Raw genomic sequence first — 12,438 nt, 5'->3', positions numbered from 1 at the left:
GGCCGATGATCCTCAACGGAGTGGGGCTCACGATCGTCCTGTCCTTCGTCGCGATCGGGCTCGGTCTCGTCCTCGCGACGCTGATGAGCGCTCTGCGCAGCCTTGCGGGCAGCTGGGCCGGCTATGTCGTCGACGCCTATGTCGAGCTGATGCGCAACACGCCCTTTCTGGTCCAGCTCTTCATGATCTTCTTCGGCCTGCCTCAGCTCGGCATCCGCATGAACGGTATCGAAGCTTCGCTGCTGGCGATGACGCTCAATCTCGCCGCCTACGCCACCGAGATCATCCGCGCCGGCGTCGATTCGATCCATAAATCGCAAATCGAGGCCGGTCTGGCGCTGGCGCTGAGCAGGCGGCAGGTCTTCCAGTACGTCATCCTGCAGCCGGCTTTCGCCCGCGTCTGGCCGGCGCTGTCGAGCCAATTCGTGCTGATGATGCTCGCCTCCAGCATCTGTTCCTTCGTCTCGGTGCAGGAACTTTCCGGCACGGCCGCGATCATCGAGGCAGACACGTTCCGCAGCTTCGAAACCTATATCGTCGTCACCGGAGTCTACCTCGTTCTGGCGCTGTCGCTAAAGCTGGCGCTGAACTGGCTCGGCCGGAAGATCTTCCCGCAGGTGTCGGGCCTTGCCCGTCTCTCCGATGCACATGGGGAAGCCGCCTGATGCAGACCTTCGGTTGGCCCGAGGCCTATTTCATCCTGCGCGCGGCAAGCTGGACGCTGGCGCTCACCGCCATCGCCTTCGTCATTGGCAGCATCATTGGCGGCGTCTTCGCGATCATGCGACTGTCGCGGATCAAACTGCTGCGCCGTTTCGCGGCTGGCTACATCCTGGTGGTGCAGTCGATCCCGGTGCTCATGGTGCTGTTCATGAGCTATTATGGACTTTCTGCCGCCGGCATCGAGTTGCCGCCATTTCTTGCGGCCTCGGCCTCGCTGGCGATCTACGCCTCCGCCTATCTCGCCGAGATCTGGCGTGGCTCGATCGAATCCGTGCCGCGCCAGCAATGGGAGGCCTCGGCCTCGCTGGCGCTGACCACGCCCCAGCAGTACCGCTACGTCATTCTGCCGCAGGCCCTGCGGATCTCGCTGCCGCCGACCGTCGGCTTCCTCGTGCAGCTCGTGAAAAACACCTCCATCGTCCAGGTCGTCGGCTTCGTCGACCTGATGCGCGCCGGCATGCTGGTCAACAATGCGACCTATCAGGCCTTCCAGATTTTCACGCTGGTGGCCGCGATCTATTTCGCGATCTGTTTCCCGCTGTCCCGGCTCAGCCGCCATCTTGAAAAGGTGATGAATGCCAGCCGTTCTCATTGACGACGTCTACAAGCGCTTCGGCGAGCTGGAAGTCCTGAAGGGCGTCTCGCTCAGCGTAGAGCCCGGCCAGGTCGTCGCGCTGATCGGCCGCTCCGGCTCGGGCAAGAGCACGCTCCTGCGCTGCATCAACGGCCTCGAGGCGATCAATGCCGGCCACATCGAGGTCGCCGGCCATGTCGTCGATCAGGATCCCAAGAAGCTGCGCGAACTGCGCAAGGATGTCGGCATCGTCTTCCAGAGCTACAATCTGTTTCCGCATCTGACGGTCGGCCAGAACATCATGCTCTCGCCGAAGATCACCCAGAACGTTCCGCAGGCGCAGGCCCAGACGCTGGCCCGCGAAGTGCTGGCGCAGGTCGGCCTGTCCGAGAAGTTCGACAGCTATCCCGACAACCTGTCTGGCGGCCAGCAGCAGCGCGTCGCCATCGCCCGCTCGCTCGCGATGCGGCCCAAGGTCATGCTGTTCGACGAGGTGACCTCGGCGCTCGATCCCGAACTGACCGGCGAGGTGCTGCTGGTCATGGAGAAGCTCGCCAGGGACGGCATGACCATGCTGCTGGTGACGCATGAGATGGCCTTTGCCCGCAACGTCGCGAGCACGACCGTCTTCATGCATCAGGGCAAGATCTGGGAGAGCGGGCCTTCGCAGGAGCTCTTCGGCAATCCGCAGACGCCGGAGCTGCGCAACTTCGTCAGCGCCGGCGCCAAGTAAAGTTCCTGGCAAGGGCGCCGCGAGGCGGCGCCCTTGCCAGGAACGGCCTCAGGCGGCGAGCGCCAGCGCGCCCTCGCGCGCGATGCCGGCCCTGTCGAGCGTCTGCCGGATACGTTCGATCTCAGCCTCCGGCAGCTTCATCAGCGGCGGGCGGACCACCGACTTGTCGAGCCGGCCAAGCAGCACCAATGCCTCCTTCATGCGGTTGTGCATGTCGAGGAAAGGCGGCGCGTAGAACGCCTGCGACAGCGGCACGATGCGGTCGTTGACGGCCTGCGCTGCCTTGAGATCGCCGGCCTGCACGGCCCGCCACAACGCCACCTGCAGATCGGCGATGACGCTGCCCGAGCCGGAGAGCAGGCCGTTGCAGCCCAGCGTCAGTGAGGCCATCAGCCAGGAGGAATGCGTGGTGAGCACGTTCACCGGGCGCGGCAGCGTCTGGAAGGTGCGGATATGCTTCTCATGCAGCATCGGATCGTTCGACCAGTCCTTGATCGCGGCGATCGTCGGCACCTTGTCGAAGAGTTCGAGCAGCGTCTCGAACGGATAGCCCAGCCCGCTGCCCATCGGATACTGGAAGGCGATGATCGGCAGGTCGGTGGCGTCCGCGATGTGCCGGTAATGCGCGATCGCCATCTCCGGGCGAAGCTGACCGCCCATCGCCATGCTGTTGGGCGGGAAGACGAGCAGCGCCGAGGCCCCCTCCTTCGCAGCCATCGCGGCGAGCCGTGCCGCCTCGATCGAGCCGTCGGCATAGATGCCGTTGATCAGCGGCACGCTGTCGCCGACCTCGACCAGCGACGCGGCGAGAATCTGCTTCTGCTCCTCGAAGGAGCAGGCATGCACTTCGGAGGCATGGCCGTTGACGGTCACCGCGCTGACACCCTCGACCAGCGCGCAATCGCGCAGATGCTTGCGCGTCTGGCGCTCGTCGATCGACATGTCATGATTGAGCGCGAGCAGCGTCGCCGGGATCACGCCAGCCGGGCGGAAGTCCTTGAAGCGGGGCATGGTCTTCTCCTGTGCTTCGCGAGCGATCAATCGTTCCAGATGCCGCCGGTCACGCTGATGGTTTCGCCGGTGATATAGTCTGCCTCGTCGGAAGCCAGGAAGGCTACCGTCTTGGCGATATCGGACGGCAGGCCGGCGCGGCGCAGCGGGATCGACTTGGCCCGGTCGCTGGCGGTCGGAAGCCCCTCGGCGGCGCGCTGGACCTCCGATTCGTCGCGCATTTTGGTGTCGACGATGAGACCGGGCGCGATCGCGTTGACGCGGATGCCGTATTCGCCGATCTCCAGCGCCAGCGACTGTGTCAGCGAAACCACCGCGAATTTCGAGGCGCAATAGGCGCCATAGGCCGCGACGCCCGATTTGCCCATCCAGGAGGCGATGTTCACGATCGTGCCGCTGCGGCGCTCGACCATGCCCGGTGCGACCTGGCGGGTGACATGGAACAGCCCGTCGACATTGATGCCGAAGGTCGCCTTCCACTCCGCCTCGCTCGTCTCCAGCAGCTTGCCGACCTTGCAGATGCCGGCATTGTTCACGAGGATGTCGATCGGCCCGAGCGCAGCCTTCAGCAGGCCGATGCCGGCCGCCACATCGTCTCTCGACGAGACGTCTCCGGCCGCGACGACGACCTTGCCGCCATCCTTGCCAAGCACGTCGGCTGTCGCCTGCGCCGCCGCGAGGTCGAGATCGAAGATGCCGACCTCGCAGCCTTCCGCAAGCAGCCGTGCCGCGATGGCCCGGCCGATGCCGTGCGCCGCTCCGGTGACGATCGCCTTGCGCCCGTTGAGTCCATACATGTTGTCAGGCCTTGTTCTCTGATGTGCGATCGTTCTTGGGTTTGCGATCACCGCGCGCGGTCCAGCCACCATCGACGACCATCACGGAGCCGGTGCAGAAGGATGCGTCGTCGCTGGCGAGCCAGAGCATAGCCTGCGCAATCTCGACCGGCTGGCCGAGACGCTCCATCGCCTGGCGCTCCTCGAGCCCGCGGCGCAGTTCGGCGCCGTCGGGTCCGCTCAGGATCTTGGTGAAATAGGGCGATTCGATCGTGCCCGGCGCAACCGCATTGATCCGGATGCCGGCATCGACATGGTCGATCGCCATCGCGCGCGTCAGCGCCGCGACCGCACCCTTCGAGGCGACATAGGCCGCGCGCTCATGGATGCCGATATTCGCCGCCGCCGAGGCGGTGTTGACGATCGCGCCGCCACCCTGCTTCGTCATGACCGGGATCGCATGCTTGCAGCCCAGGAAGACGCCGTTGACGTTGACCGCCATCAGCGCATTCCAGTCGGCCTCCGAGGTCGAGACGACGGTGCCGGCGATGCCGTAGCCGGCATTGTTGACGAGAATGTCGAGCCGGCGGTGGTCGGCGACGGTCTTGGCGATCATCGCCACGATCTCGGCCTCCTTGCTGACGTCGACGCGATGCGCCGTCGCCTTGCCGCCCTTGCCCGTCACCTCGGCCGCGACCCGCTCGGCCGCGGCGAGGTCGCGATCGGCCACGACGACCGTCGCACCTTCGCGCGCGAACAGCTTGCACGCCTCATGGCCGATGCCGGAGCCGCCCCCGGTGATGATCGCAATCTTGCCGTCGAGTCTCATGGCATTGCCTTCCATCGCATTGCCTTCCATCGGATGTGTCCGCGACGAGGCGAGCGGCGTGCGCTCACAGCATCACCACGGGTGAGAAATATTGATCGATGGCGGCCAGTAGGGCCTGCGCCACGATCCAGGATGATTTGGGGTTGGTCGGAGAAGGGCGGTTGGCGATTTCGAGCGTCATCGTGCCGAACTCGCTCGTCGCAGTCACGATATGCATATTGCCGGCCGCCGCCGGGTCGCAGACGACATCGACGCCCGTCGCCTCGAAGCCGGGGCCAGCCAGTGCCAGCGCAGCCGCAACGTTGAGGTTCTGCGGATAGAGCGCAGCCGCCTCGCGCGCCGTGCCCGAGAACAGTGTCACCGGCTGCGCCAGCGTCTCCGGATCATGTCCGAGACGCGCCAGCTCCGCGCTCCAGGCCGCCGGCGGCTTGCGCGATTCGTAGCGCAGTGCGAGCTGCTTTGCATGGCGCACGGCACGGACGTAATCGAGCCCGCCGAGTGCGCCAGAAGCCAGCAGCAGCCGCCCGCCTCCCTTACGCGCCGTGCCGACGAGCTCCGCGAAGAACGCCTCGTCATGCAGCGCGCCGATCGACGAGATCAGCACGGGCAGGCCGAGCCCGAGACAGCCCGGCACGCTGTCGCGCACGGCCTCGTGGCCGGCGGCCTCTATCACCAGATCAGGCGCGAAGGCCGCGACCTCGTCGAGCCCCGACAGCACCGCGACAGCCTCGGGCACGCGCGCCCGCGAAGCAGAGCCGGGACGCAGCAGCGCGCCAAGCGCATAGCCCGGCTCCCGCGCCGCGAGCAGCGCCGTCGCAATATCGCCCGCGATCGCACCGAACCCGATCAGGGCGACACGGCGGGCGCTCACCTGAGTTCTCCGACCCATTCCACGACCTTGGCCGTGAAGGCATCAGGCCGCGACACCGGGAAGAAATGCCCGCCGCTGTCGAGCAGGATCTTGCGGGCTCCGGGCAGGGCCGCCGCCAGATCTTCCTGAAGGAAGGACGGCACGATCATGTCGTCGCGCGCCCCCAGCACCAGCGTCGGCACCGCGAGCGAAGCGACATCCGCAGAGCCGTCGAAGGAGAGCAGCGCGTCGATGCGCTCGCGCACGACCTGACGCGCCTCCGCCGAGGCCGGAGCGGCGGCCAGCGCCGCCTCGTAGACGTTCCAGTTCGCCTCCAGCCAGACCGGCGGGTAGGAGATCAGCACGGCCGTCGCGGCATAGGCCTGCGGGTTCTCGTCGAGGATCGAGCGTCGCGCGCCAAACAGAGCGCCCATATAGCGGCTCGGCTTGAGCCAGGTCGCGCTCAGGATCAGCCCGTCGAGCCGCTCCGGCGCGATCCGCGCCAGGGCCTGGCCAATGCACCCCCCGGTCGAGTGGCCAAGCAGCACGGCCCGCGCGACGCCCGCCCCATCGAGCACGCTCAGGCAGTCCAGCGCGAGCTGGTCGATGGTGCAGGGCGCCGTGCCGCGCGTGCTGGCCGCGATGCCGCGTTGGTCGAAGCGGATGACGCGGAAGGACCGCGCCAGTGTCGTCGCATTGCTTTTCCAGAATCCGGCGGTGCCGCCGAGACCGCTGACGAGCAACAGAACCGGCCCCTCGCCCTCGGAGAAGGCATGCAGGACCGCACCATCCTTCGTCGTGACGGTGAAGGCGCCGGACGCTCCGGAGACGGATACGGCGCTCATTGCAGCGGCGAGTAGGAGACAGGCGTCAGGATGCGCGTGTCCTGGATCTCGAGCATTCCGTCGACACGCTTGAGGTAGTCCTGCCAGCGCGGATCGGCCAGCATCGCCTTTCGCATGGCGGCACGCTCGTCGAGGCTGTTGTAGCTCCACAGCGCGACGACATGGTTCAGTTCGCCGATCTCGGTGGTGAAATAGGCGATGAAGGTGCCGAGATGCTCCTTCTGGAGCGGCAGCCCGTACTCGCCATAGATCTTGACGAATTCGCCGAGCTTGCCGGCTTTGATGCGATAGTCGCGCTCTTCATAGATCATTGCTGGTCTCCCTTGCTGCGGTCAGGTCAGAGACCTTCCGCCATCCGGCCTTCCGAAGAGCCGGATGAGCTTCTTTTGCGGCGGGTTACCATGGTGGCCCGCAGCGGCCGAACATGGACTGCCCGGTCCGCTGGCACCATGCGCGCAACAGCCCGGACGGGGCGCCCGCAGCGCAGGGCGCCGCGGGACAGACCCGGCTCAGCCGCCATACATCACCTTCGGCATCCAGGTCGCCATTGCCGGGAAGAAAAGCAGCAGGGCGAGCACCAGAAGCTGGCAGCAGATGAAGGGAATCACGCCCCAATACATGTCCTGCAGCCGCATCGTCGGTGGTGCGATCGCCTTCAGATAGAAGATCGAGGGGGCCATCGGCGGCGTTAAATACGCGGTCTGCAGCATCACCAGCAGCACAACCGAGAACCAGATCGGGTCAATCCCGAAGCTCTTCACCAGCGGAATGGCGATCGGCACGATGATCAGGATGATCGAAATCGAATCGATCAGGAAGCCGAGGATAAAGGCAACGAAGAGGATGATCGCGATCACCGACCAGGGCGACAGGCCGAAGGCGTCGAGGATGCCCTTGGTCGCCGCCATACCGCCGGACGCAAAGAACACCCCCGAGAACATGCCGCCCGCAAGGATGATGGCGAGGATCATCGCCGTCAGCGAGACCGTCTGGATCGAGGCCTGGTAGAGCAGGCGCCACGACATGCGACCATAGACGATCGCAAGCAGGAGCACGCCGAGCGAGCCGCAGGCCGCAGCCTCCGTCGGTGTCGCCAAACCCATGAACAGCGTGCCGAGCACGGTGAAGATCAGGAAGGCGGGCGGGATCAGCGCGATGGCCGTGAACTTGATCTTCTCGCCCAGGCTGCGCGGATCGGGCTCGGTCTCCGGCGGCGCCAGCGACGGTTTGAGCGCGCAGGCGATCAGGATGTAGAGGATGAACAGACCCGACATCGTCAGGCCGGGGATCAGGATGCCGGCCAGCAGGTCGCCGATCGACAAGGTCGCGATCGGAGCCAGCACGACGACCGGCACCGAGGGCGGGATGATGGTGCCGAGCGAGCCACCGCCGCAGATCGTGCCGGCGATCAGCGAGTTGTTGTACTTGCGCTTGATCATCGCCGGGATGGCGAGCATGCCGACCAGGGTCTCGGTCGCACCGACGACGCCACTGGCCGCGGCGAAGATCGTGCACATCAGGAGCGCCGCGACCGCAAGCCCACCGGGCAGCCGGCGTGTCCACATATAGAGCGCGTCGAACAGCTTCTCGGCGATGCCGGCGCGTTCGAGGATCGAGCCCATGAAGATGAACAGCGGGATCGCGCCGAGCACGTAGTTGGTCGAAAGATCGTCGATGCGCTGGGCGAACTGGTGCACGAGCGTGCCGCCAAAGCGCAGCAGGCCGAAGCCGAGTGCCGCCAGCATCATCGAGAACGCGACTGGGAAGCCGAGGAAGATCAGACCCAGCAGGGCCGGGAACATCCAAAGGACGGTCTGCGAGGTCATCGGGCCGATCCTTCGGTCTCACGGCCGAACACGACCAGCAGGTTCTCGATGGCCTTGGCGAGGCATTGCAGGGCAAACAGCCCAAAGCCGAGCGCGTAGATGCAGCGATAGGGCCAGATCGGCGGGTTCCAGGCCGAGAGGCCGGTGCCCTCGCCGGTGCGATAGACGCTGGCGATATTGGCGATGAGCGTATTGGTCAGCCAGAACAGCATGCCTGCCATCAGGATGTAGCCGATGGCGTCGATGATCGCGACACCGCGCCGCGGCAGAACCTGGTGGAGAAAGTCGACATTGACGTGCTGGTTGACCAGCACCGCATAGGACAAGCCGAGCAGGAAGATCGTGCCCATCATCATGTAGCTGAGTTCGAAGGCCCAGGCCGTCGGCGCCGAAAAGGCGTAGCGACTGACGACCTCGAAAACCATGGCAAGCACGAGCGGAAGGACCACGACCGCACCGAGCCGGCCCGACCACAGCGACAGCCTGCCGATGAAATGAACGATGGGCATGAACAACCTCAAGCCGGGAAGCACACCGGCAACGCCATCTCTGGCGCCGCCGGTGCGGGGAGGGATCAGCGCGATCCGATGGCGAAGCGGAACTCGGCCATCGGCTTGACGGTCGCCATGAAGGCCTTCTGGTTGTCGTAGACCTTCTTGAACCAGGCGTTCGAAGCGGACTGCTTCTCAGCCCATTCGTTCGAGGCCTTGACGACCGCCGCCGTCAGGCTCGGCTCGACCTGGATCATCTCGATGCCCGGCGTCGCCTTGATCGTCTTGTACGCGTCGAGATCGCTCTTGGCGTAGCCGAGATAGGTGTCGAGGACGGTCAGGCGGCCGGCGAGCTCCAGGAGTTGCTTGTCCTTGTCGCCGATCTTGGCCCAGACCGCATTATTGAAGACGCAGTCATGCGCGCCGGACGGCGCATGCAGGCCCGGCATGATGATGTATTTGGCGACCTTGTGGAAACCCTCCGACAGGTTGCTGCCGGGGCCGCCCCATTCGATCGCGTCCACGACCTTGCGCTCCAGCGCGCTGAACACTTCCGAGCCCGGCAGCACGACGGTCGAGGCACCGAGCATCGGCGCGATCTCGGCCCAGGACGACGAGGTCCTGAGTTTCAGTCCCCTCATGTCCTCGACGGTGCGGATCGGCTTGTGCGAATGCATGAAGAACTCGGTCTCCAGCACGCCGCAGGGGAAGGCGACGACGTCGAACTTCTCCTTGCGCCACTGCTTCCACAAATCGGCACCGCCGCCATTGTAGAGCCACATCATCATCTCTTCGGGGTTCGGTCCCGCCGACCAGCCCGAGAAGATCGCGCCGGTGCGGTCGACCGCCCAGTCATAGCCCGGCCAGCTATGGCCCATATCGGCGACGCCCTTCTGCACGGTCTCCGTGACCTTGAGCGCGGGGCCGAGCGCGCCGGCCGGGAAGACGTTGATCTTGATCCGCCCCTCGGTCATCTTCTCGACATTCTCGGCGTATTTCTTGGCGCCGATGTCGAGCCAGTGGCCGCCCGCCCAAGGCGTCGCCATGTTGAGTTCCATCTTGTTCTGGGCGAGCGCACCCTGCGCGCCGAGCGAGATGCCCGCAGCCATGGCGAGCGCAGCGGCGGTGGTCTTGAATCCGGTCATGATGTTAGCCTTCCCTCTGTTGCGGCCCTGTCGACATCTGCGCGTCGGCCGATCTGCCCGTCTGGCAGCGCGCGATTTCCGGTGAAATGACGCTTCGGCGGGGCGCCCCGGGGCGTCGCCGTCGCCGCGGCAAGGAAGCTCCTCGCGCAGCGCTGCTTCGCCCGCCGCGGCTCCCATCCCCCTGCCCCAAACTCATCCGCCTCCGTCTTGATCTCTTGCGGCTTCACCTGCCCCCGCGGACAAGACGTCCAAAGACCCGGACAGCGATCTCATATATCGCCAGCACGACCAGGAATGGCCGGGCCTTGCAGTTCGACGCAAGGATCGCGCCACCCTCAGTCAAGCACTTCGACACCCCGATTTGACGGCACCAGCGACCCCAAAACCCAAGCACGGCCCCAATATGCTTCATATATCAGCACGGCGCAGATATGCCCGCAATCTTGATCTGGATCAATCCACAGGATCGGAGGCGCGCCACCTGCCCATAAGGAAGGCGCCGACGAAGGCTGTCAATCACGTGGGTCTCGTGGCGACGACGCGGGACGATCCCGCCCTCTCGGCAGGCAGGCCGCAGCATGGAAAATCGCATGGGAGCGACAGCCAGGACGGCTGGCAAAACGACATGAGTGAGCCGAAGCTCAGCGGGCCGGCCGTATCGAGACAGTTCCGGCCGGCGTGCACGAGGCGTGAAGAGCGCCCGCGCTGCGAGCGCTGCAGACCGACAGTCGGCTCAGCGTTCGGCGAGCACGCGCGCATTGGCGCGGATCGACGCCTCGCTGACGCGAATGCCGAGACCGGGCCCGTCCGGCACGACGACATGGCCGTCGCGATTGGCGATCTTCTCCTCCAGCACGTCCTCGGTCAGGACATGATGGGGCATGTAGAACTCGCAGCCGAGCGAGATGCCAGGCGTCGCGGCGATGAGCTGGGTCCCGGCGGCGAGCCCGATGCCGCCCTCCCAAAGAGTGCCGCCATAACCGGGTAGCCCGGCCGTGTCGGCGATGGCCATGATACCTTGAGCCTTCAGCAGGCCGCCGGCCTTCATCAGCTTGACCGAGATGGCGTTGGCCGCCTTCAGGCGCACGATCTCCATCAGGTCGCGCGCGTCGAAGCAGCTCTCATCGGCGAGGATCGGCGTATCGAGCGCCGCCACGAAGGAGGCCATCGCGTCGAGATTGTTGCGCGGCACGGGCTGTTCGATGAAGGTCGGCTTGAACTGGTCGACGTCGCGCAGGATCTTGATCGCTCCGAACGGCTGCAGGGCCTGATTGTAGTCGAGCCGCAGATCGATCGCGTCACCGAATTCCGAGCGCATGGCTTCGAGATGGGCGAGGTCCTCCGCATGCGGCTTCACCCCGGTCTTGACCTTGTAGATCACGTTCCCCGCCGGAACCATGACCCGCATCCGCTCCAGGTCAGCGGCGAAATCCGGATCCGCGATCGAGAAGGAAAGCGGGATCAGGTCGCGCACCCTGCCGCCGAGCAGGTCCGCCACCGACAGGCCCGACTGCTTGCCGAGGATGTCGAACAGCGCCATCTCGATGGCGACCTTGGCCTCGGCATGGCCGACCAGCGCCCTGTCGAGCAGCGCCATCGTCTCGCGGATGCGCCGGATCGGGCGCCCGAGCAGGACTGGCCGGAGATAGACGTCGATGGCCGCGAGCGCCGCTTCTGCCGTGCCCGTGAAAACCTCCCAGGGCGCGGCCTCGCCCCAGCCGACGATGCCGTCGCTCGCGGTCAGCTCGACCAGCACGCGCTTGACCGTGCCCTTGACGTTGCCGACGCCCTGGAGCCGCGCCATCTTGATCGGGCTCTCGATGAAGAAGAGCCGGATGCGCTCGACCGCTGCCATGTTCATGACCTGCAGGCTCATACGAGCCCCCCATTGACGTGGATGATCTGGCCGGTGACGTAGGACGCCGCCGACGAGGCGATGAACCCGATCACCGCCGCGACCTCTTCCGGCAATCCGCGGCGCCCGAGCGGAATGATCGCCTCCATGCGGGCGATGGCTTCCGGCGAGAGCTTGCTGCCCTTGCTGTCATCCTTGCGGATCAACCCGGGCGCGACGGCATTCACGGTGATGGCATCGGCTGCGAGTTCATGAGCCATCAGCCTGACTGTGGTTTCGAGCGCCGAGCGGCTCGCCGCCGTCGCCGCGAAGGGCTGCATGTCGGTGCGCAGCGCATGCGCGACGAAGGACGAGGTCGCGACGATGCGGCCGCTGCCGCTCGCCTTCAGGAGCGCGCGGGCCGCCCGCGCCATGCGCATCAGGGCGATGGCAGATTCATCGATGGCCAGGCGCAGCTCGGCTTCCGGCAGATTCATGATGCCGCCTTTGCGGGCATGGCCGGCGACTGCGACGACGCCGTCGAGCCGGCCGAACTGCCTGCCGGCGAGAGCGATCGCCTGTTCCACCGTCTCCTTCGCGGCGATGTCGCCGAGGGCGGTCGCGACGGTGGCACCAGCGGCCCGGGCGATCGCCGCGACGGCATCGAGGCCGGCCTGGTTGGAGCCGGTGTGCAGCACGAGGCCGACGGCCGGGCCGGCGAGATGCAGCGCGGTGGCGCGGCCGATGCCGCTCGCCGCACCCGTGACGAGATAGACGCGTTCGCAAGCAGACATCGCCGCA

At 65.9% G+C, this 12,438-nt stretch carries 14 protein-coding genes; 3 read left to right on the top strand and 11 right to left on the bottom strand.

Going from position 1 to position 12,438, the window contains the following annotated elements; all coding sequences use genetic code 11:
• The first annotated feature begins 5 nt into the window (after window positions 1–5).
• From C8D03_RS13155 to C8D03_RS13145, 3 genes are read left to right on the top strand one after another with little or no spacing between them, the layout of a single operon-like run.
• The gene (locus C8D03_RS13155) at window positions 6–665 is read left to right on the top strand and encodes an amino acid ABC transporter permease (protein WP_108046663.1); all 660 of its coding nucleotides are present in this window, start codon (window positions 6–8) and stop codon (window positions 663–665) included.
• Complete coding sequence (locus C8D03_RS13150) at window positions 665–1,318, top strand: amino acid ABC transporter permease (protein WP_108046662.1); 654 nt, start codon at window positions 665–667, stop codon at window positions 1,316–1,318. The genes C8D03_RS13155 and C8D03_RS13150 overlap by 1 nt, the downstream gene beginning before the upstream one ends.
• The gene (locus tag C8D03_RS13145) at window positions 1,299–2,030 is read left to right on the top strand and encodes an amino acid ABC transporter ATP-binding protein (protein WP_108046661.1); all 732 of its coding nucleotides are present in this window, start codon (window positions 1,299–1,301) and stop codon (window positions 2,028–2,030) included. Before C8D03_RS13150 ends, C8D03_RS13145 begins: the two co-directional genes overlap by 20 nt.
• A gap of 48 nt (window positions 2,031–2,078) precedes the next feature.
• On the opposite strand, the gene C8D03_RS13140 is transcribed toward C8D03_RS13145, so the two are convergent.
• The 11 genes from C8D03_RS13140 to C8D03_RS13090 form a co-directional block, all read right to left on the bottom strand.
• Window positions 2,079–3,041: a dihydrodipicolinate synthase family protein gene (locus C8D03_RS13140; protein WP_108051613.1), complete on the bottom strand. Its 963-nt coding sequence runs from the start codon at window positions 3,039–3,041 to the stop codon at window positions 2,079–2,081.
• A gap of 26 nt (window positions 3,042–3,067) precedes the next feature.
• On the bottom strand, window positions 3,068–3,838 hold the full coding sequence (locus C8D03_RS13135) for an SDR family NAD(P)-dependent oxidoreductase (RefSeq protein ID WP_108046660.1): 771 nt from the start codon (window positions 3,836–3,838) through the stop codon (window positions 3,068–3,070).
• A 4-nt stretch (window positions 3,839–3,842) separates the two neighbouring features.
• Window positions 3,843–4,646, bottom strand: a complete 804-nt coding sequence (locus tag C8D03_RS13130; protein WP_108051611.1) for an SDR family oxidoreductase — start codon at window positions 4,644–4,646, stop codon at window positions 3,843–3,845.
• A 64-nt stretch (window positions 4,647–4,710) separates the two neighbouring features.
• Entirely contained in the window at window positions 4,711–5,517 is an 807-nt protein-coding gene (locus C8D03_RS13125; RefSeq protein ID WP_181300955.1) for an aspartate dehydrogenase, read from the bottom strand.
• Window positions 5,514–6,341, bottom strand: a complete 828-nt coding sequence (locus C8D03_RS13120) for an alpha/beta fold hydrolase (protein WP_108046658.1) — start codon at window positions 6,339–6,341, stop codon at window positions 5,514–5,516. Before C8D03_RS13120 ends, C8D03_RS13125 begins: the two co-directional genes overlap by 4 nt.
• A complete protein-coding gene (locus tag C8D03_RS13115) occupies window positions 6,338–6,652 on the bottom strand; it encodes an NIPSNAP family protein (protein ID WP_108046657.1) in 315 nt (104 codons plus the stop codon). The genes C8D03_RS13120 and C8D03_RS13115 overlap by 4 nt, the downstream gene beginning before the upstream one ends.
• 198 nt (window positions 6,653–6,850) lie before the next feature.
• On the bottom strand, window positions 6,851–8,167 hold the full coding sequence (locus tag C8D03_RS13110) for a TRAP transporter large permease (protein WP_108046656.1): 1,317 nt from the start codon (window positions 8,165–8,167) through the stop codon (window positions 6,851–6,853).
• Window positions 8,164–8,676 carry a TRAP transporter small permease subunit gene (locus C8D03_RS13105; protein WP_108051609.1) on the bottom strand — a complete coding sequence of 171 codons (513 nt, stop codon included), beginning with the start codon at window positions 8,674–8,676 and terminating at the stop codon, window positions 8,164–8,166. The genes C8D03_RS13110 and C8D03_RS13105 overlap by 4 nt, the downstream gene beginning before the upstream one ends.
• Before the next feature lie 65 nt (window positions 8,677–8,741).
• On the bottom strand, window positions 8,742–9,803 hold the full coding sequence (dctP, locus tag C8D03_RS13100; RefSeq protein WP_108046655.1) for a TRAP transporter substrate-binding protein DctP: 1,062 nt from the start codon (window positions 9,801–9,803) through the stop codon (window positions 8,742–8,744).
• A 733-nt stretch (window positions 9,804–10,536) separates the two neighbouring features.
• The gene (locus C8D03_RS13095) at window positions 10,537–11,664 is read right to left on the bottom strand and encodes an enolase C-terminal domain-like protein (RefSeq protein ID WP_108051607.1); all 1,128 of its coding nucleotides are present in this window, start codon (window positions 11,662–11,664) and stop codon (window positions 10,537–10,539) included.
• An 11-nt stretch (window positions 11,665–11,675) separates the two neighbouring features.
• Complete coding sequence (locus C8D03_RS13090; RefSeq protein ID WP_108046654.1) at window positions 11,676–12,431, bottom strand: SDR family NAD(P)-dependent oxidoreductase; 756 nt, start codon at window positions 12,429–12,431, stop codon at window positions 11,676–11,678.
• Window positions 12,432–12,438 lie beyond the last annotated feature (7 nt).

The sequence above is a fragment of the Bosea sp. 124 genome (assembly GCF_003046175.1).
Classification (GTDB): Bacteria; Pseudomonadota; Alphaproteobacteria; order Rhizobiales; family Beijerinckiaceae; genus Allobosea.
Note: the sequence above shows the minus strand (reverse complement) of the source record. Positions and strands in the feature narration are given on the sequence as shown.

Bases quoted from the DNA above. Each gene is read 5' to 3' on its own strand.
- C8D03_RS13155 (WP_108046663.1), top strand. From the start codon at position 6: ATGATCCTCAACGGAGTGGGGCTCACGATCGTCCTGTCCTTCGTCGCG.
- C8D03_RS13150 (WP_108046662.1), top strand. From the start codon at position 665: ATGCAGACCTTCGGTTGGCCCGAGGCCTATTTCATCCTGCGCGCGGCA.
- C8D03_RS13145 (WP_108046661.1), top strand. From the start codon at position 1,299: ATGCCAGCCGTTCTCATTGACGACGTCTACAAGCGCTTCGGCGAGCTG.
- C8D03_RS13140 (WP_108051613.1), bottom strand. From the start codon at position 3,041: ATGCCCCGCTTCAAGGACTTCCGCCCGGCTGGCGTGATCCCGGCGACG.
- C8D03_RS13135 (WP_108046660.1), bottom strand. From the start codon at position 3,838: ATGTATGGACTCAACGGGCGCAAGGCGATCGTCACCGGAGCGGCGCAC.
- C8D03_RS13130 (WP_108051611.1), bottom strand. From the start codon at position 4,646: ATGAGACTCGACGGCAAGATTGCGATCATCACCGGGGGCGGCTCCGGC.
- C8D03_RS13120 (WP_108046658.1), bottom strand. From the start codon at position 6,341: ATGAGCGCCGTATCCGTCTCCGGAGCGTCCGGCGCCTTCACCGTCACG.
- C8D03_RS13115 (WP_108046657.1), bottom strand. From the start codon at position 6,652: ATGATCTATGAAGAGCGCGACTATCGCATCAAAGCCGGCAAGCTCGGC.
- C8D03_RS13110 (WP_108046656.1), bottom strand. From the start codon at position 8,167: ATGACCTCGCAGACCGTCCTTTGGATGTTCCCGGCCCTGCTGGGTCTG.
- C8D03_RS13105 (WP_108051609.1), bottom strand. From the start codon at position 8,676: ATGCCCATCGTTCATTTCATCGGCAGGCTGTCGCTGTGGTCGGGCCGG.
- dctP (WP_108046655.1), bottom strand. From the start codon at position 9,803: ATGACCGGATTCAAGACCACCGCCGCTGCGCTCGCCATGGCTGCGGGC.
- C8D03_RS13095 (WP_108051607.1), bottom strand. From the start codon at position 11,664: ATGAACATGGCAGCGGTCGAGCGCATCCGGCTCTTCTTCATCGAGAGC.
- C8D03_RS13090 (WP_108046654.1), bottom strand. From the start codon at position 12,431: ATGTCTGCTTGCGAACGCGTCTATCTCGTCACGGGTGCGGCGAGCGGC.